Origin of the sequence: Mycobacterium sp. IEC1808, assembly GCF_002101935.1 — a bacterium.
GTDB lineage: Bacteria > Actinomycetota > Actinomycetes > Mycobacteriales > Mycobacteriaceae > Mycobacterium.
Window position 1 is genome coordinate 17209 of sequence record NZ_LQPV01000033.1, and the last position, 21701, is coordinate 38909.

Annotated in this window: 18 protein-coding genes; 9 read left to right on the top strand and 9 right to left on the bottom strand. The window is 65.1% G+C overall.

Features of this window, described 5'->3' with window-relative positions; genetic code table 11:
* The first annotated feature begins 134 nt into the window (after positions 1–134).
* From AWB92_RS19070 to AWB92_RS19080, 3 genes are read left to right on the top strand one after another with little or no spacing between them, the layout of a single operon-like run.
* On the top strand, positions 135–1556 hold the full coding sequence (locus AWB92_RS19070; RefSeq protein ID WP_142282177.1) for a hypothetical protein: 1422 nt from the start codon (positions 135–137) through the stop codon (positions 1554–1556).
* Entirely contained in the window at positions 1553–3712 is a 2160-nt protein-coding gene (locus tag AWB92_RS19075; RefSeq protein WP_085188440.1) for a hypothetical protein, read from the top strand. The genes AWB92_RS19070 and AWB92_RS19075 overlap by 4 nt, the downstream gene beginning before the upstream one ends.
* Positions 3709–4314 carry a DUF1616 domain-containing protein gene (locus tag AWB92_RS19080; RefSeq protein ID WP_085188442.1) on the top strand — a complete coding sequence of 202 codons (606 nt, stop codon included), beginning with the start codon at positions 3709–3711 and terminating at the stop codon, positions 4312–4314. Before AWB92_RS19075 ends, AWB92_RS19080 begins: the two co-directional genes overlap by 4 nt.
* Before the next feature lie 27 nt (positions 4315–4341).
* Here the strand turns inward: AWB92_RS19080 and AWB92_RS19085 are convergent, their stop codons facing one another.
* From AWB92_RS19085 to AWB92_RS19110, 6 genes are all read right to left on the bottom strand, one after another.
* Complete coding sequence (locus AWB92_RS19085; RefSeq protein WP_085188444.1) at positions 4342–5193, bottom strand: methyltransferase domain-containing protein; 852 nt, start codon at positions 5191–5193, stop codon at positions 4342–4344.
* 69 nt (positions 5194–5262) lie between these two features.
* Positions 5263–6537 (bottom strand): glycosyltransferase family 4 protein, encoded by a 1275-nt coding sequence (locus AWB92_RS19090; RefSeq protein ID WP_085188446.1) that lies wholly within the window; start codon positions 6535–6537, stop codon positions 5263–5265.
* A gap of 21 nt (positions 6538–6558) precedes the next feature.
* A complete protein-coding gene (locus tag AWB92_RS19095) occupies positions 6559–8727 on the bottom strand; it encodes an acyltransferase family protein (protein ID WP_085188448.1) in 2169 nt (722 codons plus the stop codon).
* A 339-nt stretch (positions 8728–9066) separates the two neighbouring features.
* Positions 9067–9756 carry a DUF1361 domain-containing protein gene (locus AWB92_RS19100; RefSeq protein WP_085188450.1) on the bottom strand — a complete coding sequence of 230 codons (690 nt, stop codon included), beginning with the start codon at positions 9754–9756 and terminating at the stop codon, positions 9067–9069.
* Between the two features lie 168 nt (positions 9757–9924).
* Positions 9925–10950, bottom strand: a complete 1026-nt coding sequence (locus tag AWB92_RS19105; RefSeq protein WP_085188452.1) for a cellulase family glycosylhydrolase — start codon at positions 10948–10950, stop codon at positions 9925–9927.
* A 42-nt stretch (positions 10951–10992) separates the two neighbouring features.
* Positions 10993–11949: an SGNH hydrolase domain-containing protein gene (locus AWB92_RS19110; RefSeq protein ID WP_085188454.1), complete on the bottom strand. Its 957-nt coding sequence runs from the start codon at positions 11947–11949 to the stop codon at positions 10993–10995.
* 288 nt (positions 11950–12237) lie between these two features.
* Between AWB92_RS19110 and AWB92_RS19115 the strand changes: the two genes are divergently transcribed.
* Genes AWB92_RS19115 through AWB92_RS19130 form a run of 4 tightly spaced genes read left to right on the top strand, consistent with a single transcriptional unit; the run spans position 12238 to position 15861 of the window.
* Positions 12238–13347: a hypothetical protein gene (locus AWB92_RS19115; RefSeq protein WP_085188456.1), complete on the top strand. Its 1110-nt coding sequence runs from the start codon at positions 12238–12240 to the stop codon at positions 13345–13347.
* Complete coding sequence (locus AWB92_RS19120) at positions 13332–13970, top strand: SIS domain-containing protein (RefSeq protein WP_239645728.1); 639 nt, start codon at positions 13332–13334, stop codon at positions 13968–13970. Before AWB92_RS19115 ends, AWB92_RS19120 begins: the two co-directional genes overlap by 16 nt.
* Positions 13967–15214 carry a glycosyltransferase family 4 protein gene (locus AWB92_RS19125; RefSeq protein WP_142282180.1) on the top strand — a complete coding sequence of 416 codons (1248 nt, stop codon included), beginning with the start codon at positions 13967–13969 and terminating at the stop codon, positions 15212–15214. The genes AWB92_RS19120 and AWB92_RS19125 overlap by 4 nt, the downstream gene beginning before the upstream one ends.
* Positions 15215–15249: 35 nt before the next feature.
* Positions 15250–15861, top strand: coding sequence for an HAD-IIIA family hydrolase (locus AWB92_RS19130; protein ID WP_085188460.1), 612 nt, complete (start codon positions 15250–15252; stop codon positions 15859–15861).
* Here AWB92_RS19130 and AWB92_RS19135 read toward each other — a convergent pair whose 3' ends face one another.
* The 3 genes from AWB92_RS19135 to AWB92_RS19145 form a co-directional block, all read right to left on the bottom strand.
* A complete protein-coding gene (locus tag AWB92_RS19135; protein WP_085188463.1) occupies positions 15862–16917 on the bottom strand; it encodes a glycosyltransferase family A protein in 1056 nt (351 codons plus the stop codon). It abuts the gene before it with no gap.
* Positions 16918–16926: 9 nt separating this feature from the next.
* Entirely contained in the window at positions 16927–17901 is a 975-nt protein-coding gene (locus AWB92_RS19140; RefSeq protein WP_085188464.1) for an SGNH hydrolase domain-containing protein, read from the bottom strand.
* 101 nt (positions 17902–18002) lie between these two features.
* The gene (locus AWB92_RS19145; RefSeq protein ID WP_085188467.1) at positions 18003–18962 is read right to left on the bottom strand and encodes an FkbM family methyltransferase; all 960 of its coding nucleotides are present in this window, start codon (positions 18960–18962) and stop codon (positions 18003–18005) included.
* 228 nt (positions 18963–19190) lie between these two features.
* Between AWB92_RS19145 and AWB92_RS19150 the strand changes: the two genes are divergently transcribed.
* Both AWB92_RS19150 and AWB92_RS19155 read left to right on the top strand, forming a co-directional pair.
* On the top strand, positions 19191–20786 hold the full coding sequence (locus AWB92_RS19150; RefSeq protein WP_085188469.1) for a GMC oxidoreductase: 1596 nt from the start codon (positions 19191–19193) through the stop codon (positions 20784–20786).
* Between the two features lie 11 nt (positions 20787–20797).
* Positions 20798–21694: an NAD-dependent epimerase/dehydratase family protein gene (locus tag AWB92_RS19155; protein WP_158090388.1), complete on the top strand. Its 897-nt coding sequence runs from the start codon at positions 20798–20800 to the stop codon at positions 21692–21694.
* Positions 21695–21701 lie beyond the last annotated feature (7 nt).

Genomic DNA, 21701 nt, shown 5'->3' on the forward strand with positions numbered 1-21701 from the left:
CTAATTGGTATTATTCTCGTCCAATAGTATGTAAGCTATGGCTTCTGGTGCATCGTTGGTATAACGCGTACCTGGCAGCCAGGCGTCGACGTAATGACCGGGGATAAGGCAACCGGGGTTGGGGTTGAGGGTTCATGAGTCTGGCTCGTGAGTCATCTGACCCGGCGCATGACTCGCCCGCCCCCGACGTCAGCTATGCCCTGCCGTCGCGGGCGCCCGAGCTGAGCCGGCGCCCGGACTTGAGGGCACGCATCGATTGGGCGCGCGGCTACATCGATCGGGCCCGCAGCGACTCACTGATCAGAAACGGCGTCTTCAGCACCGCGACTCAGGTGGTGAACTCCGCGTTCGGCTACGCCTTCTGGCTCTTGGCGGCGCACCTGTACAGCCCCTCGACCGTTGGACTGACGGCTGCGGCCACATCGGCCACCAGCATCGTGCTGATGTTGTCCTGCCTCGGGGTCGGCGGGATGCTCATCCAGTCGCTTCCCCGACAGCCGAAGGAAACCGAGTGGGCGGCCACGTTCTGGGCGGGGGTGGCGACGGTGACGCTGTTTGCCGCGGCGCTATGTGCGGGCAGCGTCGCGGTGCTCCCGCTGATCTCCCCCGAACTGGCGGCGCTGCGCGGCGTGGGCTTCGCGGCCGTGTTCACCGTCGGCACCGTCGCCCTCACGGTGGGCGTCACGCTCGACTGCGTCTTTCTCGCCGAACGCAAAGCGAACTATGCGTTCAGGCGCAACTTCGCCGTCGGCGCCGTCAAGGTGCTGATGCTCGGGCTCATGGCACTCGCCTTTGCGCCGGACGCGGTGCGCCTGCTCGGGGCCTGGGGAGCCGGGGCCGTGGTGGGCCTCGGTTTTGGTGCGGTGCTGCTCGCCCGTCGTATCGGCGTTGCGCGACCGCCGGAACTTTCGGTCCTGCTGCGGACCGCTCGGGGGTTTCGCTCGCGCGTCACGCTTCACCAACTGATCGGGCTCGGCGCGGGGCTGTTGACGTATCTGCTTCCGGTCATCGTGACGGTGCGACTCTCCGCGCGCGACAACGCCTACTTCTACACGACATGGATGTTGGCGGCGCTCTTCCTCGTCATCGCCCCCGCGTTCTCCAATAACCTGTTCGCCGAGGGCATGCACCGGCCCGAGGAGATCGGCGCGCTGGCTCGGTCGGCATTCAAGACCTTGGGCGCCATCATGGTGCCCGGCTTGGTGGCCATCCTCGTTTTGGGTGGAACGTTGTTGTCCGCCTTCGGTCATTCCTATACCGGCCACTCGGTGGGGCTGTTGAGGCTGGTTGTGCTGGCCTCGATCCCGGACGCGGTGGTGCATGTCTACGTCGGTGTGCTACGCGCCGAGGCGCGGCTCGTCGCCGCGGCCGTGCTGTTGGTCGGCATCGGAGTTGGCACCGTGGTGATTTCGTGGTTTCTGCTGCCGTCGATCGGCATCAGCGCGGTGGGCTGGGCATTCCTGGCGATGCAGCTGTGCGGATGCGCGTACGTCGTACTGGATTGGCGCAGACAGGCTTCGCGCGCTCGGGTGCACAGCGGCCAGGAGATCCGGTGAGGCCCCGGCTCGAATTCGTTTCGGCCACCGACGGCGACGACGTGGACGAGAGGACGTTGGTCGGAGCCGCGACATGGCGCCAGGCCCAGGGCTTCCTGACAACACTCAGTGGCGTCGCTGCCGTCCCCCGTCGGTACGGCCTCAGGCTGATCCGTTCGGGCGACGCGGCCGACGTCAAACCAATCGGCGGCGGTCGGGCGGCGACATCCGGCGCAACGGAACCACTTCCGATCCGGTTCACCCCGGAGGAGCCGCGGTCCGCTCGATTCTCTTACGGGTGGGTGGCGCTGATCGTTCTCTGCAGCGCGGCCGGGCTCGGCGTCCTCTGGGTGGCCGACCAAGCCAATCGAAACGAAAATACTTCCCTCCCAACGTATGTGATGTTCTGGCTCGGCGTGCTGTTGATCTTCGTTCCCGTCGCCATGCGGGCCCTGGCACGCGACGTCAATCCGCTGGAGCGGCTGACCCTTATCGTCTTCCTCGGGCTTGCTCTGTATTTCGTGAAGGTGTTGGGCTCGCCCTACGACTTCACCTTCGTCGACGAGTACGTCCATGTGCGCAATACCCACGCGATCATCAGCAAGGGTCACCTGTTCACCTGGAACCCGCTCCTGGACACGGCCGCTTACTACCCGGGACTGGCCGCGCTCACCGCCGGAGTGGTGGAACTCACCGGGCTGAGCATGTTCGCCGCGGGTCTGCTGATCATGGGCATTGCCCGTGTCCTGGTGTGCGCATTCTTCTACCTCATCTTCGAGAGTGTCACGCGTTCGGGCCGCGGCGCGGCGCTCGCCAGCCTGGTCTATATGGCCAACCCCATGTTCTTGTTCTGGTGCTCGACGTTCACCTATGGGAACCTTGCGGTTCCCCTCGCGGCGTTCGTGGTCTGGTGGGTCGGCCGCACACGCAACCGTGGTGGCATCGCGCCCATGGTTATCGCGGTGGTGGGCATAATCGCGGTGACCCTCACCCACCACGTGGTCGGGTTCATCCTGGCGGGGCTGCTCGTGGCGTGGTGGCTCGCCGAGCGTGTCGGCTGCCACGCGACGAAAGCGGCGCGACGCCAGGTCGGAATCCTGGCGATGGTTGCCTGCGGCGTGACGTTCACGTGGTTCTTCGTCGTGGCGCGTCCGGCCGCGGCATACCTGATCACGGGCAATCTCCTTCCGGCCCTGCAGAGTACGGTCAACGTCATCCGCGGGACCACCGCCCCGCGCAAGCTGTACCACATCATCGCCATGGCCCCACCGGCGTGGGAGCCCATGGCGGGTTATGCGGCCGTTCTGGTGCTCTTGGGGGTCCTGCCCGTCGCCCTCCTGCGCGCGCGGTGGTCTTGTCGCCGGGCACCCGTGGCCGTTGCCACCATGCTGGCGATCGCCTTCCCGCTCAGCCTGGTGCCGCGTTTCGCCCCGAACGGCGTCGCGGTGTCGGGTCGGTCCTCGGAGTACGTTTACACGGGCCTGGGCTGTGTATTCGGCTTGTTGTTCGCCGCGGCGGCGACGAGATGGTACGAGTGGCGGCTGTCCGGGCGCGGCGGGCGCGCCGGGAAAGGCAGCAAGATCCGAACGGGCCGCCTGGCCAACGCAATTGGAAACGCCTGGCGTGACTCGCTGGTCCCGACCGCTATCGCCGCCGCCCTCGTGACCGTCGTGTTCGTCGGTAACGTGACCGTGGGCACCCGGTTCTTCGAACGGCTCCCGGAGGGGTCGAACCCGCACGGCTATGAGAGATCGTTGCAGCCGGACGTCATCGCCGCTTCGATATGGGCTCTGCAGCATCTGGGACCGAACAACATGTTCGGTGCCAACGACATGGACTCGTGGGCGCTCGCCACCTACGGAGATCAAGACCTCGCCGACTCGCGCCTGCTCTGGCCCATCTTCTTTTCCGAATCGATCAACAGCGCGATCGTGCAGAACATCAAAGAGCTGCGGCTGCGATACCTACTGGTCAATTGGCGTATGACGCTCAGCATTCCGAACCTGGCCGACCATTACGTCCACACCCAGGAGCCCGAGGCCGGCCACCAAAGCCACCCGTTCCCGCCGGCAGCTCTCGAGAAGTTCTCGGCCGACCCTTGCATCAAGCTGATCTACGACGCGGGACCCATCCAGATCTATGACGCCTCCCAGATCGAAAGCGGTGCCTGTTCATGAGCCTCGCCTCGCCCCAAGCCTCCCAGACCGGCATGACCCCACGCGCCCGCCGGCTGTGGTTTTACACGTCGTTCGCCGCCGGCTGTGCCGGCATGAATGCGGCAACCGGCTACGCCGGGCCCATCCGTGTCCCGCAAGTCATTCAGCTCGTGCTGGGCCTGCTGATGGTGTTCGTGGTCCCAGGTTTGTCTTTCGTGTGCGCCGCGCTGCCCGACTGGCAGTCATGGGTCGAGCGGCTGCTTGCCAGCTTGGGTATCAGCATCGCCGTGGCGACGTGCGCGGTGGTGCTGCTCGCGGCCATGCCAATGGGCTTCTCGCGGCAGCCATTTGGACAGTTGCTGGGGGGCATCACGGTCGTGCTGTCGCTTGGCGGGCTGTACCGCCTGAAAGCGGGCGCCATAGTCTGGGAGCCCCGCGCCTGGATCAAGAACGCGCTCTCACTGGTCGAAGAACGCGTCGCCGCCGGGCAGCGTGACGCGCTGAGGTTGAACAACCGCACAACGACCGCGAGGCCGCAGCCGCCTTCGGAGACCGATGGTGGACGATCCGTGATGGTCCTCAACTTCTCGTTCGACGGCAAGCGCGCCGGCCCGCGCGCTTGACCGTCGTCGTCTCGGGCTTCGCGTCGATCATCCTTCGCCGAGCGCGCGCCCCGCGGTCCGGTGTGCGACGACCGTGTAGAGCGGGACCGGCAAGGTCACCCGATGCCGGGTAGACAGCTGCCGGTGATAGGTCACGGTCGACGATTCGAACCCCAGCACGCCGAGGAACCGCTTGACCAGCTTGGGGCTCAACGTCCACCACGTCTCGTCGGGGCTTCCCGTCTTGGGATTCGGCTTGAAGCGCATGGCCGGGCGCTGGAACATATCCAGCATCTTGAGCGGGAATACGTCTCTGGGAGAAAGGATGTCGGTGACAATGACGGTTTCCCGGGTGAGGCGGCACGCGTTCCAGAGCGCTTGGAACGGGTCGCGAAGGTGCAGGAGGATCGAGCCGAAGGTCGCCACATCCACCGCTCCGATTTCCTCCGGGACCGCATAGGCGGACGTGTACACCACTTTGGCTCGGGAGTTGAACGCTCCGTGCGCCAACCACCAGGCGTTGTTGATCTTCCGCATGTGTGCTTTGCGGGCCGAGTCATCGTCTGCCGCATCAGATCTGGCGAATGGAACGATGTCCCAGGACTGTTCCTCGGACAAGTCGACCCCGACGACGTCGGCCCCGCGCCGCTCCATCTCGAAGCAGAGGAACCCGTTTGCGGTCCCCATCTCGAGCACTCGCTTGCCCGTCAGGTCGACCCCGCCGAGGTAGCGGTCGACCCCTCGTCTCAAATCCCATTCCCCGTCGAACGTGCCGTGACCCGGGATGTCGATGGTGTGGTAGAAAAAGCACGATTCGGGGTCCGTGACGGTTCGCGGTGGCGCGTAGATCGACGGCGTCGGTGTGAGTTTGGTTGCAAGGTTGTCGCTTAGGACGTCCACGGTTTAATTCCTTCCTTGGGGGAAACTGCAAATAGGCGTTGGTGTCTGCGGAACGTATTCATTTGTCGGTCACACTCGCGGCCTCCGCTCGTGTGCTGGCATTTGCGAACCATGGGTTCGCGTTTCGAGCACGTCGTGGAAAACCTGCTCCCAGGCCCCCACGACCACGTCCGAGGAGTACGCGACCGCCCTCTCGCGAGCCGCCGCTCCCAATCGGGCGCGCAAGGGTGCGTCGGCGACGATGCGATCGAGCGCATTGCGTAACGCCGGTACGTCACCCGGTGGCACGTGAATCCCGTTGACGCCGTCTTGCACCAGTTCGGCCAGCCCACCGACGGCTGACGCGACCACCGGTTTCCCCGCGGCCATCGCCTCCGCGGCGACCAGGCCGAACGGCTCCGGCCACACCGAAGGCGCCACGGCGGCAAGGCAATTGCCCCATCCGCGCAGGACCTCGTCACGGGGGAGGATGTCGTCGGAGACGATGACGCCGGGCGGGAACGAGGTCGGGGTGTCGTGTCGCCGGATCCCGGCCAGGACCAACGGCGGCCTGTTTTGCAGGCCCGACCAGGCCTCCAGCAGGACGTCGATGCCCTTGTGTGGTCCGAGCGCGCCGGCGAACATGAGGTAGTCGCCTTCGGGGGGCACGAAGGCCGGACGCGGTGCCCGTGCGGCCTGGAATGCCTCGTCCGGGACGAACGGCGGGATCACGTCTATCCCTTGGCCGGTACCGGCGACCAGCGGCCTCGAGGCGTCGGCAACGAATCGGCTGTTCGCGACGTAGCGATCGACACGCCCGCGCCACGGCTTCATCGCCGCCAGTCCGGTGGTGAGTGCGAAACCCTTTGCCGCGCCGTATTGCTCGCGCGAGCACGACAGGCACTTCGTGTACCCGGGGCCCGTGCAGACGCTGCCGCGATGAACGTAGCCGACCCGTGGGCAGACGAAGCCATAATCGTGCAGCCATACGACCAGTCGGGTTCTCGCCGACGGCAGCAGAGGCAGCAGCGAGTACAACAGCCACGAGTGCACATGGACGATGTCCGGCTGCCGCTCCTCGATGAGCCGCGCAATCGCGCGGACCAGGCCCGGGTCGGGAAGCGTTGGGTGGAAGGGCTTTTCGGGGTCAACGTAGAGCGAATTGAGAAGGCGCCCCCACCCGGCCATCCGATGTACTCGTACGTCGCCGTCGTGCTCGGTGCGCGGTCCCTTCGCCCCGGCCAGAGTCAACACCTCGACCTCGTGGCCCCGGCGCGCCAGCTCACGCGAAAGCTGTTGGACCGCGAGATCGCGCCCACCCACCAACGGGGGTGGGTAGCAATCGGTTGCCTCGAAGATCCTCACCTCATGTCTCCTGTCGCCGACCTAGGCAAGCACCGGTCGCAGTGCCTCACCGACCGCACCGGTCAGATAGGCCGCATACGACTTGCTGAAGTGGAACCGTTCGTAGTACACGCGGATGTCGGCGATGACGGGTTCGCATCGATCCGCACACACCCACGGGACGGTCGGGACGTACAGCGCACCGGCCGCCGACGCGGCGGACTGCTCGGCTTCGGGGCTTCCCGACGGCATGCCCTCCGATCTCGGCACGCTGCACTCTTGAACCGCGCTGGCATGGGCCGCCAGGCAGTGCGCGTCGTCTTTCTCCCACGTCGGGATGGCGCCGAGCATGGCGAACCGGGTTTGGGGTTGGGCCAGTTCCCGGAAGGTCGAGGCCCAGCCCTCCTGCCACTGCGCAGCGGTCGGCTGGCTGCCGTCGGCGAGCAGCTGCGTGCCGGCACCTGTCGCGATCACGAGATCCGGATGCAGTTTCCGGATTGCGGCTACCGCACTCCGATGGAATTGATAGCACTCGTCGTTCGGCGCCTGGGTCTGATACGACATGAAATGGAGGTTCAGAGCCGGGCAGCTGTTCATGTAGAAGGTGCGCAACTTATAGCCGTACGCCGCGGCCACGCCCTCGAGCGCCGCCCCCCACATCCAGGCGCGGGAATCTCCGAAGGTAACCATGAGCTTGGTGCCGTGCTCGGCGCCGGCCGCACATTGCCCGAACTCGTGTCCCAACTCCGACTTGGAGAAGTCGACGAAATCGGGAGGAAGCGCGATCTGGTAGCAGTCGAAGCGTCCCGCGGCCTTGGCCAGGTCCAGTTTGGTCAGCGAATCCGCCACGGACTTCGGCAGGACGTTGAGGCTTTGGGCGGCCTGGACGGCTTCGAGCACCTGCGCCTGCCCCACGGATGACGGCTGCGGCTTCCATGCGTTCCAGGTTCGCTCGTGCGAAGCGATCTGATGCTGTGCCACCGCGACCGTCAACAAGGTCAGGGCCACACCGATCGCCAGAGTCAATTGCGTCCGAGACCTCAAGAAGGCGGACCGGCGCACGGGATTCTCGATCACTCGAAAGGTGATTGTCGAAGCCGCGACGGCAACCAACAGCAAGCCGGAGTTTTGCCACGCGCTGAGCTGGTGCCCGGCATATCGGGCGGCGATCACGAGGATCGGCCAGTGCCACAGGTAAAGCGAATAGGACCGCGCCCCTAACCACTGCATCGGGCGAACGGAGAGGACGCGGCCGACGACCGTCTGCGGGTTGCCGCATCCGGCCGCGATCAGCATCGCGCTGCCGACCACTGGGATGGCCACCGCCCAGCCGGGATAGGGCGTCGATGACGTCAGAATCAGTGCGCTGGCCGCGATCCCGGCCAATCCCAACAGCGCGCTCACCTGGTGCACCGATTGAGGCGCTCGTGAAACCGCGGGCCCGAGCACTGCGATCAAGGCTCCCAGAGCGAGTTCCCAGGCGCGGGTCAGCGGAGAGAAATATGCCCACGTCGCGTTCGACGACGTCTGAACAACCGACCACGCAAGCGAAGCGCCGATGAGCACCAGCAGCGAAGTGGTGAGCACGGCGACCACGTTGCGGCGCTTCGACAGGCGAACGACGATGGCCACCAACAGAAAGAGGGTTGGCCAGGCTAGGTAGAACTGCTCCTCGACCCCGAGCGACCACATGTGCTGAAGAGGTGACGGCGGCAGTCGCGACCCGAGGTAGTCGGTCCCTTGCTCGGCAAAGTGGATGTTCGCCGCGAACACGGCCGTCCATTTCGCATCGTTGGCGACTTCGTTGCCGGAGATGAAGCCGAGCAGCTGGTAGGTCACGAAGATCGTAGCGAGCACCGTGACGGTTGCCGCCGGAAGGATGCGGCGCACTCGCCTGGCGTAGAAGCGCCACAGGGAAATCCGGCCATCGTTGATCTGCTCGTGCAGGAGCAGGCCGGTGATCAGAAATCCGGAGATGACGAAAAAGACGTCCACACCGACGAACCCGCCGGTGAAGGGCTTCCCGTAGCCGTGAAACAAGAGCACGAGTCCGACCGCGACGGCGCGCAGGCCCTCGATGTCTGGGCGAAACCGATCGCCGCGCCTGGCCGCCGGCGAAGGGCCGGCATCGGCGAGCCGCGCTCGACGGGCGACGGCGGCATCCAGCGATGCGACCGTCGTGCCGCGGTGTGCCGTCGCCCGATGCGTCATGAGGCTCGCGGACGGGACTTCGCTCGGGAGGGGCTCGCCGCCCCATCCCTTAGCCGCGTGATCACGAACGGCATCTGCTCCTCCCAGCGTAAGCAGGGGACCAAAGCGGTCCGTAGGTCACCTCGGCCCGTGAGTCCGACCGGTTGAGCGTATACCGAAGATGCGCTTATACGGGCAGAGTACATCCATTTTGTCTCAAATAGGGCCGATTCGCAAACCTATAGTTTCCTCGGACCGGAGCGGGTGTTGCACCCCACGCGTCGGCCGCGACCAGCGAAGCGATAACCCGGCACCCGACGGCTTATCGCCCAACGCGTCACGACAGCTTGCCCGCCCCCGTCACCGCAGGGGGTCGGCTTCGATGCCGTCGGGCGCGCACTCGTCCGCCGGCACCAGGGCGCGCGCCGGCCACAGGGACCACAGCGTCAGGTATGCCAGCCCGAACAAGGCCCCGACCGCCAGCGCCAAACCGGTCGGCTGGACGTAGGCAAGCGGCGAACGCACCCAGTCGAACGTCGTCGCCGCCACCGCGCCCGGCTGGGTGAGCAAATCCCAAGAATTCCACCGCTGAAACCGCCCGATCACCACGCCGATAGCGCACAGGCCGACCGACACGACCACCGCGATCCACCCGATCACCGGGCCGAACTCGCGTTCGATCCGCCGGCACACCAGATGCACCGAGACCACGCCGAGGATGACGCCGGTCCACGCGGCGACCCCGTATTGCATGACGTGCCGCCACAATTCGACGTCGTGCCGTAGGTGCACGAGGTCGGTCATCAGGTACGGGGCATTGGGCAGGAACGCCAGCCACAGCAGCCCGATCGGCACCAACCAGATCCGGCGGCGTACCACGCCGAAACCGGCCGCACAGAACACCGGAATCCACGCCAACGCCAGGTTCCACACGAAAAAGCGGGTCGGATAGCTCGCGGGGGGAAACGGGTCGGTGACACCCAGGACGAGGGTCAGCCCGGTGGTTGCCACCAGCGACACCACCAAGACCACCCGGCGCGCAGACGTCATGAATGCAGTTTGCCAGCCACGAGCGAGCGGTTCGATGACTGCGCGCCCGCCGCGGCCGTCTCGGTCAGTCCCGTGACTCGGAGTAGGGCAGCACCTCCGATGAGAACGCTTGAGGCACTGGGACTTTCGCGATCAAATGGTCGGGCACAGCGGTGGCCACCAGGAGAATCACCACCGTATCGGGAACGTGGAGAACGGTCGGGCGATGTCCGGACGTAGCCGCCGCTGTTCGTCGAACAGGCCCGTCTGCATGTCTTTCGTGGTGCCGAAGTCGTAGGCGGACCAGGCCAGGGCGCCCATACAGCGGGGATCGTTGTCGATCATCGCGCGGACGGCGCTGTAGTAGGCGGCTCGCTCCTCGGGTGACGAGGTGTTGGTGATGCCGAACTCGCCGATGATCAGCCTCTTGTTGGCATTGGCCGGGTGACCGTACGCCTGGAGGGAGTCCGTGGCGTGGGGCAGGTAATAGACGTGGAAATCGAGAAAATCGCCCAGGTGGTCGGTGTAGTAGTCCTGCGTCCATCCGGTGCGCGCCGTGACGCTTCGGGAATAGGTGATCGGCAGCCCGGCAGACCGAACGATGCCGCCCAACTCGGTCAGCATTTCGGCGACCGGTTCTGGCTGGTTGTATGTCCAGCCCACCGGCGCCAGCGGCTGGGACGCCTCATTGACGATGTCGACGCCGATGACGTTGGGGTAGCTCTTCAGCAGTTGCGCGAGCTGGCGATAGGTCTCGGTGGATTGCGCCCAGGTGTATCTGCCCCAATGCCCCAGGTCACCGCCGCAGGCGTAGACGAAGAGGCCAAGGGCCTGGGCGTGGTCGAGGAATTGTTGCCACCGGGCCAGGTACTGCGTGAGTGTGATGCTTTCCAACGCCAGGACCAGCGTATTGCCGAAGATGCGGACCGCATTCGCGATCGTCGCGATGTCCTCCAATTGCGGCGCGATGAGGCCGTGCCAATCCCAGACACCCCACAGCGACGCCCAGATGTCGTTGCCGTCGGCGGCGGTCGTCTGAGTGAAACTGTTGACGAGGTTGACCCCACGAAACTTGGCGCCCGGAGGGATGCCGGGATCGCTCAGGCTCTGGGCGTTCAGGATGGCCGCAGCCCCAACGGATCCCGAGAGCGCACCGACGGCGGCGAGGCCACTCGCCCCGTGCAGAAATGTCCTGCGCGAAACCTGGCGCGTCATCAAGGGGTCGCTAGCAGCCGACGGCCGGTCATCGGTCGTCGCCTAGGTGAGTGCCGGTTGGAGTGCCTCGCCGAGCGCGCCGGTGAGGTAGACCGTATAGCTGTTGGTGAAGTGGAACCGGTCTTGGTAGACGCGGGTGTCGGCGATGACGGGTTCGCATCGGTCGGCGCATACCCAGGGCAGGGTCGGAATGTAGAGCGCTTGGGCGGTGGTGGCGGCGGCTTGCTCGGCGCCGAGGTTGCCGGATGGGATTCCCTCGGCGACCGGGACGCTGCATTTTTGGACTGCCATGACGTGGCCGGCCAGGCAGTGGGCGTCGTCCGTTTCCCAGTCGGGGATGTCGCCGAGCATCACCAGCCGGGTTCCGGGTTGGGTCAGCTGCTTCAGGGTTGTCTCCCAGCCTTTTTGCCATTGGGCGGGGGTGGGCTGGCTGCGGTCGGCGAGCATATGGGTGCTGAAGCTGGTCACGAGCACGAGGTCTGGATGCAGGTTTCGGATCGCGGCGATCGCGGCCGGACGGAATTGGTCGCAATCGACGTCCGGCGTGCCTTTCTCGTACGAAAAATAGTGGAGATCGGGAGGCGAACAGGCTGCCATCAGGAAGGTTCGCAGCTGGTAGCCGTTCTTTGCGGCGATGCCTTCGAGCGCCGCCCCCCACATCCGGGCACGCGAATCTCCGAATATCACCATGCGTTTGGCGCCATGCTCATCGCCGGCCGCACACTCTCCGAACTCCGTCCTCTTCGGGTCGGCGATATTGGCGGGAACATCGACGACCTGGTGGCAGTCGAAGTGCCCTTTGGTCATCGGCCAGTCATCGTTGGTCAGGAAACCTACCGATTTGGGCAGGGCGTCGGTGGTTTGGGCCGCGTGGACGGCTTCCAGCACCTGCGCGCCGGTGGCAGCCGTGCGGGCCGGGTTCGTCGAGGCGCCCTGGGGGCCCGCCGGCGCGTTCGACGTCGAGCACGCACTCACCACGACGGCGGCGGCCGCGACCAACCGGGCGGCTCGGTGTCCGTGCCGCTTTTGAATGCCGAAAGTTGTCATAAGTTACGACCCAGTTCGTAGCTCCGCGGCTGACCGCCCGCTCGTGTCCAAAAAGCATGATACTTGAAGTTGGGCGTAGCGCTTCGCATCATATGAAAAGTATGTATGATCCCTGTTTATGTGTATGGCCGGTACGGACCTCCGGGCGCCTCGACTAGCGCTGTCGCTGGGGACGCCGTGCCGTTTCGCGGCTCTACACCCTGCTCTCGCTGCCGGCAACAATTAGCCAAGGGACAAAACATGCCCGCACACACTGTGACGGCCAACTACTGGTTACAGGCGAACACGGGTCTCCGCGAGCGCGACAGGCGGCGGCCGGCCCACCGGGTCCGTTCCCGTGCGCCCTTGCGGATCGGCCTTGCCGGAGGCGGAACGGACGTGTCGCCGTATTGCGACACCTATGGCGGCATCGTCCTGAATGCCACCATCGACCGATACTGCTACGCCACCCTGGAAGAGACCACGGACGGCGCCATCGAGTTCCGCGCACCCGATATCGAGGTGAACGACCCCGTCGCCGACGGGCCGAAGCCGGCCGGGTCGCCACCGCTGACCCTGCACCAAACCATCTATGAACGCCTGACTCGCGATTTCGATCTGGGTCGGCCGGGTCTTCGTCTGACTACGGTGTCGGACGCACCTCCCGGATCCGGCTTGGGCTCTTCGTCAGCCCTGGTCGTCTCGGTGGTGGAGGCGTTTCGCGAGTTCTTCGCCTTGCCGCTCGGCGAGTACGACGTGGCACGGCTCGCCTTCGAGATCGAGCGCAACGACTACGGCCAGGCCGGGGGAAGTCAGGACCAATACGCGGCGACGTTCGGTGGCTTCAACGTGATGGAGTTCGGGCCCGGCGGACGGGTCATCGTGAATCCGTTGCGAATCAAGGAGGCAACGCTGCGCGAGCTCGAGGCATCGATTGTGCTGTTCCACACCGGGGTTTCGCGCAAGTCCGCCGAAATCATCGAGCGCCAGACCACCTACATTTCAGCGGGCTCCGCGTCGCAACTCGCAGCTACCCACGAACTCAAGGAAGAGGCGGTTGCGATGAAGGAGGCCTTGCTGAAGGGGGATCTGGTCCAGCTCGCCGGAGTTCTCGAGCGGGGATGGCGAATGAAAAAGAAACTGGCCGAGGGCATTTCGACTCCCCGCATCGAACACTGCTTCGATGTCGCGCTTGCGGCAGGCGCCCTCGCGGGAAAGGTGTCGGGCGCAGGGGGCGGGGGATACGTCCTGTTCCTCACGGACCCGGTCCGGCGGCCGGCGGTCACGCGGGCTCTGGGCGACTTGCACTTCGGCGCGGTACAGCCGGCACATTTTGTATCGGAAGGAGCGGTAGCGTGGGCGCTGCGATGAACACCGAAATGCTTGCATTCATCGACGGAGAGATGGCGAAAACCCGTGCCAGCCTCGACGCCTTGCAAGATCTGCGATACGCAACAATTTTGGCGGATATCTCGTGCGCGATCATCGAATCCTTGCGGTCGGGCGGAAAGATAATGTTCTGCGGAAATGGCGGATCGGCCGCAGATTCGCAGCATCTGGCCGCAGAGTTGGTCGGCCGCCAGAACTACGATCGCGCTCCTGCTGCCGGGATCGCCTTGACCGTTGACACTTCGGCCCTCACCGCGATCGGTAACGATTACGGATACGAATTCGTTTTCGCCCGGCAGGTCGAAGCGCTCGGGCGTGCCGGGGACGTTCTCATCGGGATCTCGACCTCGGGTCGCTCGGTGAATGTCGTCAGGGCGCTCGAGGCCGCGAAGGCGATGGGTGTCGTCACCGTGGCTTTCACCGGCAACCAGCCCAGAGACATGGGCATCGCCGAATATCAATTGAACGTGCCTGCCAGCGAGACGGCCAAGATACAGGAGCTTCACATCATGTGTGGCCACATGATTTTCGCTCTGGTGGAGCGGGAGCTCTTCCCGATCGAGCGAAGCGCAGACGCGTTTCTCTTCGACACCACGGGCGTGTGAGCGTGATCGAGATTTCTCCGCCAAAGCCCATGCGCGTTGAGGCGACTCCAGCCGGCCAAACGAGCGGGATGCGGCCATCGGATATCGATGGTGGATCCGACGCCGTCATGCTCGTCGGCCCGGGCGCTCGTTTCCTCTCGGCCGTCGGATACCACAACGCCGCGATAGCCAATGCCTTCGCGCGTCGCGGCGATCCCGTGAGCGCCCTACTGATCAGGGAGCTGTGCCCGCGTCGCTTCTACCCCGGACGCGACAGGGTCGGAACGTATGGCCCCGAGGCCCTGCACCTCGAGGGCATTCCGACATGTGAGGGCCTCGATTGGTATTGGGGCGCCTCAATTTTTCGTTCGATCCGGTTCCTCCTCCGGCGGCGACCGAAGGTGGTCCTGCTCCAGTGGTGGGCGGCGCTGACCGCGCACAGCTACCTGGTGGTTGCGTTGGTGGCCAGGCTGATCGGCGCGCCGGTGGTGTTGGAGATGCATGAAACAACGGACGTCGGTGAGGCGGCGGTTCCCTTCGTCACGTCATACGCCCGGGTGGTGATGCGCCTTTTGGCGCGGTTGGTCTCCGGGGTGGTCGTTCATTCCAAGTCCGACATCGATGTGATGCAGCAGTTTTATCCCTGCCTGCGGCGACTGCCCTTTTCGGTGGTATTTCCCGGACCGCTGGAGGACGTGGGCGATGGTGAATCCGCCGCCAAGAAAAGGGTGCGCAGCGAGGGAGATCCAGTGCGGTTTCTCTTCTTTGGGGTCATCCGCCCTTACAAGGGCATCGATGAACTCGCCGAGGCCTTTTCCATGCTGATGCGCGACGGGGTGCGTGCCCATCTGACGGTGGCCGGCGAGCCATGGGGCGGCACGGAGGAGGCCTTGCAAACTATTCGAGACACGGGTGCGGAGAATCACGAGATCATCCTGGGATTTCTTCCGGAAGACCAAGTCAGAGACTTGTTCGAAACAACAGACGTCATAGTCGTCCCGTATCGCCGTGCCTCGGCCTCGGGACCGGTCAACTTGGCGATGGAAGCGGGCCTGCCCCTGGTCACCACGAAGGTGACCGCGCTTCAAGAGGCCTGTGAAAATTACGGCGGAGTCGTTTTCGCCGACGTGGGAGATCCGGTCGGGCTGCGCGACGCCATGCTGCGATCCATGACGAAAGTCGGTACGCGCTTTGATAATCCGCACAGCTGGGATGCCAACGCTGATTGCTATACCGATTTCTTTCGCGAACTTGCCCAGCGGTGACGTGCGATCGAAGGCCCTCACAGCGACCCCGATTCATGCTGCGCTACCAGCGAACTGAAGCCACGACGACGCCTCGGCCCGCGCTGTTCCTGGACCGCGACGGGGTCCTGAACCGGCATATCGTCGACGGGTACGTCATCGAGCCCAGCGACTTCGAGCCGATAGACCTCGCGCTCGAGGCGGCGGCCGCCGCCCAAACGGCCGGTGCCGCACTAGTCGTCGTCACCAACCAGGGAAGCATCGGCACCCGTAAGGCAACCGAATCGCACGTCATGGTCATCCACGCCCTGCTTGTCGCCGCGCTCGCCGCGCACGGGATCGCCATCGACGCGATCTACACGTGCCCCCACCATCCGCGGTCCGCCGACCCGGCGCAGAGATATTGCGAGTGTCGGAAACCGAAGCCCGGCTTGATCCTTGCCGCAGCGCGCGACCTCAACCTGGACCTGGCCCGTTCAATGCTGATCGGCGATCAGCCCACCGATATTGCCGCCGCCCACGCCGCCGGGATCGCACCGGATCGAGCGCTGCTCGTCGGGCCGACCGCCGGAACGGAATTGGCCGGCCGTGTCCGCGAAAAGCTTGGGCGGCACGAGGACTATGTGGACCGGCGCAGGCGCATGAGGCACGTGGCGAACGTTCGCTGATCAAGCGCCGTCCACCGCGAAGCTGCCAGGACGACCGGCAAGTCCGTGTCTTGCGAGGTGCCGTCGCGACGGCAACGCGTGGCGTCCCTTCGCCCTGACGAAGACTTCCATGTCAGTCCGGGCCAACGCGCACAGCATGCCGACGGCGGCGACCGGACGCATCCCGGTCCCTCCGGATCGAAATGCCGTCGAGAATGCGTCGACGGCCGCTGCCCAGTTTCCGGAGATCAATTCGATGCGCCCCCGGGCGATTTCGGCTTCCTCGTTCTGCCGGGAGCTGTCCACGCGCACCGCCTCTTCCAGGTCAGCGGTGATGCCCGGCGGAAGGCGGTCACTGACGTCCGACAGGAACGTCTCGAGAAAGCGAGTCCTGTCGTTGGTGGTGTTGAACCAGCTGCGCGTCGTCACCTGCGTCGAGTGCCGGCGCCAATTGCCGAGGAGCCTGGGTGAGGGGGCGAATTTACCGGTCATTGCGAGCCGGAGCCAGGTGGGAAGATCGACGTAATTCGTGTTCTCCGGTTGCCAAAACCCCCCGACCTCGTCGAGGGCCGTCCGCCGAATCATCACCGTCGACGCGTTGATGAAGTTGAGTCGCACCAGGGCGGGCAGGATCGAGCCAACCGGTTCGTTGCGGGCGACGGCGCCGCGCGGCTTGTGCCAGTATTTCGCGTAGGTCACCGCGTTCTCGTCCATGAGACCCGCTGTCCCGTAGCTGAGTACGACGCCAGGATCGGCGAACAGCGGCAGCTGGTGCTCGATCTTTTGATCGGGCCAGGTGTCGTCGCCGTCCAAGATCGCGACAATCGGACTTTTCGCGCTGGCGAGTGCCAACTCGTACCCACGCGCCAGTCCGCCGATTCCTTCGTGGGGCCTGCGGATGACGATAATTCGCGGATCTTTAAAGGACTCGGCAATCTCGGCGGTGCCGTCCTGCGAACCGTCGTCGACGACGATCATCTCCCAGTCGGGATTTGTCTGCCGGAGAACACTTTCGATGCAGGTCCCGATGAACGCACTGTGTTGATACGTCGCCGTGAGGATGCTGACGGATGGCATTGACGCCGCCTAGGTGAGTGCAGGTTGGAGTGCCTCGCCGAGTGCGCCGGTGAGGTAGACGGTATAGGTGTTGGTGAAGTGGAACCGGTCTTGGTACACGCGGATATCGGAGATGACGGGCTCGCATCGCTCGGCGCATACCCAGTTCAGGGTGGGGATGTAGAGCGCCTGGGCGATGGCGGCGGCGGCCTGCTCGGCCTCGAGGTTTCCCGACGGCGTGCCCTCGGCGCGGGGCACACTGCATTTCTGCACTGCCATGACGTGGCCGGCCAGGCAGTGGGCGTCGTCGTTTTCCCAGTCGGGGATGTCGCCGAGCATCACCAGCCGGGTACCCGGCTGGGCGAGTTCCTTTAGCGTTGTCTCCCAGCCTTTTTGCCATTGAGCGGGGGTGGGCTGGCTGCCGTCGGCGAGCATATGGGTGCTGAAGCTGGTCACCAGCACCAGGTCTGGATGCAGATTTCGGATCGCGGCGATCGCGCTCCGGCGAAATTGGGCGCAGTCTCCGTCCGGGACGTGCTTCTCATATGAAAAGAAGGGCAGATCCAGCGGCGCGCAGTCGCCCATGTGGAAGGTCCGCAGCTGGTAGCCGCCTTTCGCGGCGATGCTTTCCAGCGCGGCTCCCCACATCCCGGCGCGGGAGTCCCCGAACGTCACCATGAGCTTGGTGCCGTGCTCGGCGCCGGCCGCGCACTGCCCGAACTCGGATACGGAGGGGTCGAGGACATTCGCGGGCAGGCCGACCTCGTGCGGGTCGACCTGGTGGCAGTCGAAGTGCCCGGTGGCCATCGGCCAGTCGGCTTTGGTCAAAAAGTAGCCAACCGCATCGGGTAGGGCGTTGATGGTTTGGGCCGCTTGGACGGCCTGAAGCACCTGAGCCGTCGTGGCGAAGACCCGGGCCGGGTTCGGCGGGGCGCCCTGCGGCGCAGCCGGCGCGTTCGACGTCGAGCAGCCAGTCAGAACGACGGCGGCGACCGCGATCGTCACGACGGATGCTTTCAACCCGGGCCTGAGGACCTTTGTGGAGAACGCCCTTGCTGCACAGTAGTTTTGAGTCATCGCCGGGCCTGGTGCTGCTGCGCAGATCTTCAGGACAGAGCCAGCGGTTGGCGGCTGAGGAGAACGTCGGCGGCATGCGCTCGAGCTTCGCGCCACCCCCGGTGGGAGAAGTCGCGGTATGCCGCCTCGGTAATCGCCGGCACCTTGTCCTCGTACACCCACCGATAATCGTTGTGCATGTCGTAGACGTGGAACCCCTGCTCTTGGAACGGCCGCAACGTGGCCTCGATTTCGGTCCTCACCTCGAGTGCCACCACCAGGTTGGGATGGGTGAATTCAGCGGCGATTTGGGGTGCGATGGCCGTTTCCGCGCCCTCGACGTCGACCTTGATGAACGAGACCCGCGGAGCGTCGGCACCCACGAGGGACGCGAGCGTGTCTGCGGCCACGGCGGTGGGAATCCAGGTGTTTCCCGTGAAGCGGCGGTCAAAATCGCCCTTGGCCGGTGGGCTGAGCCGGGAGAAGGCGTCAACGCTGGGATGCAGGTAGAAGGTGAGCTCGCCTTTCTCCGGGGCGCACGCCGCCTCGACGACGTGGACGATGCTGCCCGCCCCATTGAGCTCGACGTTGGTGCGCAGCCGCCGCGCGGTGTCGGGCGCGGCTTCGATCGCGATGACCTTCCCGGACGGACCGACGCGCTTGGCGAACAGAAGGGTGAAGTAACCGATGTTGGCGCCCGCGTCGACGCAGATATCGCCTTCCTGGACGTGCCGCAGAATGAATTCGGACAGCACCGGTTCGTAGGTGCCGCGGAAGCGGAGGCAGGACGTGATGGCTGAGCTGTCCAGGCCGGCGATGAACTTGGTCCCGTAAATGGATTCCACCGGCGTTTCGTCCGGCTCGCTGCCGAGCGCCGTGAGCAGCTGGCTGCATCGGTTCACGAAGACTTTCTTGGCGAGCATCGGCAGGTGTTCGTTCGCGACGCATGCGCGCATGTACCCGACTAGGGCATGGCTCGCGCGTCGCTTGGTCGGGCTGAGAGCGGGCATTATGTGCTTCCCAAGGGTCTCGTTGCGGTCCAACGTGGCGGGGATGGGTGATGACTGGTAGTCGGTGATATTGGCTTAAATCATCTTTTTAGTCAGCGTATCACGTGACAGCAAGACTGTAAGAGGCTTAATATGCGTCAAAAGATACGATAGACCCGCTAATGGGCATGGCGCGCACCCTTCACCGACTGCGCTACACCGGATCGCGCTGCGGGTCCAGGAGGTCCGATGGAAATTGTGATCGTGGGATCTGGTCCGTCGGCTGCCGCGGCCGCCCTGGCGCTTGAAGGTGTTCGCGAGGCGACGGTCACCGTTTTGGATCTGGGCACTCAGCTCGAGGACGGGCGACAGGCCGCCCGGGCGGCCATGGCAAGCACGTCGCCAGACCGCTGGAGTGCGGACGACTTGGACCTGGTCTCCGCGCTTCCGAAGGCCACGGTTGCGGGCCAGCTTCCGGTCAAGCAGATATACGGGTCGAACTTCGTGTTCGCGAACGCGGGCCAACTCGACGACATCGACGCGGACGGTGAGGCCAACCCTCTGGTGGTGTCGGGGGCCTACGGCGGGTTCTCGAACACGTGGGGGGCACAGGTGATGCCCTATTCGACGGGGACGTTCAAAACGTGGCCGATCTCGCGCCTCGACCTGGAACCGCACTACCGCGAAATCCTCAGCCAGATCCCGTATTCGGGCGAGGCCGACGACCTCGAGGAGACCTTTCCGCTGATGGGTGCTCCCGAGCATTTGCCCGCGGTCACCGATCGCACGTCGTCGGTGCTGCGGCGCTACGAACGGAATCGGATCGCCGTCCGGCGGCACGGGGTGACGGTTGGTCATGCGCGTTTGGCGCTGAAGGGATCGGCATGTCGTCGGGTCGGCCTGTGCATGACCGGCTGCCCGTACCAGCTCATCTATTCCGCGTCGCAGACTTTCGATCGGCTCAGGGCACAGCGCCGGGTGGATTACCGGTCCGGCGTGCGGGTGGACCGCATCGAGGAGGACGCGGCGGGTCGTGTGTCGGTTCACGCCACGGAAGTCGACACGGGGCGGCGGCGGATTTTCGGTGCGGATCGCGTCTTGGTCGGGGCGGGAGCGATCGGCACGACGAGGATCGTCGCGGGCTCCCTCGGACTCACGGATCGCTCCATCAGATTGGCGGAATCCGTTCAGTTCATGACGCCGTTCCTGTCGATGCGGCCGGTCGCCGAGCTGACACAGGACGGCGAGTTCACGCTCAACCAGTTCAACATCTTCGTCACCTTCGACGGGGACGGCAAAGAAGCCGCACTCGTGCATTGCTACCCGTACAACGACATCATGTTGGGGGCGCTGCCGGGCGTCTTGACCTCTGGGTCGCTCAGCGCGCTCGCCCGAACGGGCCTGCGGCGCCTGACCGTCGGCCTCGGCTACCTGCCCTCGTGGGCCTCGCCCCCCGTCGAACTTCGCATCGGCCGGGTCGAGGCCGACGGGTCGCTACCGCCGGTCCGGGTGACGTCGGGCCGCAATGAGGCGACGCGGCCGATGCTCGAGCGGGTGCTCCGACAACTCCGGCGTTGCGGTCGAGCGCTCGACCTGCACCCGGTACCGGGCCAAACGAAGCTCTCCGGACCGGCGAAGAGTTACCACTACGGGGGATCGTTTCCCATGCAGGCGAAGCCTTTCGGCCCGTTCGCCAGCGACTCCCTCGGCCGGGTAAAGCCTTGGCGCAACGTCCATCTCGTGGATGCCTCGGTGTTTCCGACGGTGGCGGCGACCACGTTCACGTTGACGATCATGGCGAATGCGCACCGAATCGCCACCGAAGCCCTAGGGGGATCGCGATGACTTCAGACCGGGTGGCGATCACGGGTGCGACCGGTTACCTCGGATCGGTTCTGTCGGACCATTTCTCCAATCGCGGCGACGAGGTGGTCGCGTTGACGCGTCGGCGACCCGAACTCCAAGTCACCGAGTGGCGCCACTTCGAACTCGGTCGACCCCTGGACAAGGCAATTTTCCAGGACGTGGACACGCTCGTCCACGCTGCTTGGGTACTGAGCGGGAAAGATACGAGCCAACTTTGGCGCGAGAACGTGATCGGTTCGCGCCGGCTGATCGAAGCCGCCGTGACCGCCGGCGTCGGCAAAGTCGTGTTCGTCTCGTCGATGTCCGCCTATTTCGGGACACGGCAGGCCTACGGTCTGATGAAGCTGGCAGTAGAACGCACTGCCCTCGACATGGGTTGCGTCGTCGTCCGTCCCGGTCTGGTCTACGGAGAATCGCCCGGGGGCATGGCGGGCACGCTCCGGAAAATTTCTGGTCTGCCGCTTTGGCCGCGCTTCAAATCCGCCAAGCTCTTCCTGGCACACGAGGACGATGTGGCGCAGGCGATCGGCACGGTGATCGAACACTTCGACGAGCTGTCGGGCGAGGTCATCGGGCTGGCGAATCCGCAGCCGGTCGACCTGCCGTCGATCTTCGCGGGCCTTTCGGTCAAACGTGAACGCCGGCCCAGCTTGCCCGTGCCCGCCCGCCCCGTGATGGCCGTTTTACGGCTGCTCGAGCTCGCCGGCGTCCCGTTCCCATTTCGTTCCGACTCGCTGCTCGGGCTGATCGAGGCCGCCGACGTATTGCCCGGCCAGGGCTGTCTCGTGCGGCACGGCGTCGAGTTTCGAAGTGTCGGATCCGCCCGCCAGCGGGAGCCGGTGTGGCCGCCCGGTCGCGACACGCCGGCCGTCGAACTCCCGGTCTGACTGCGGC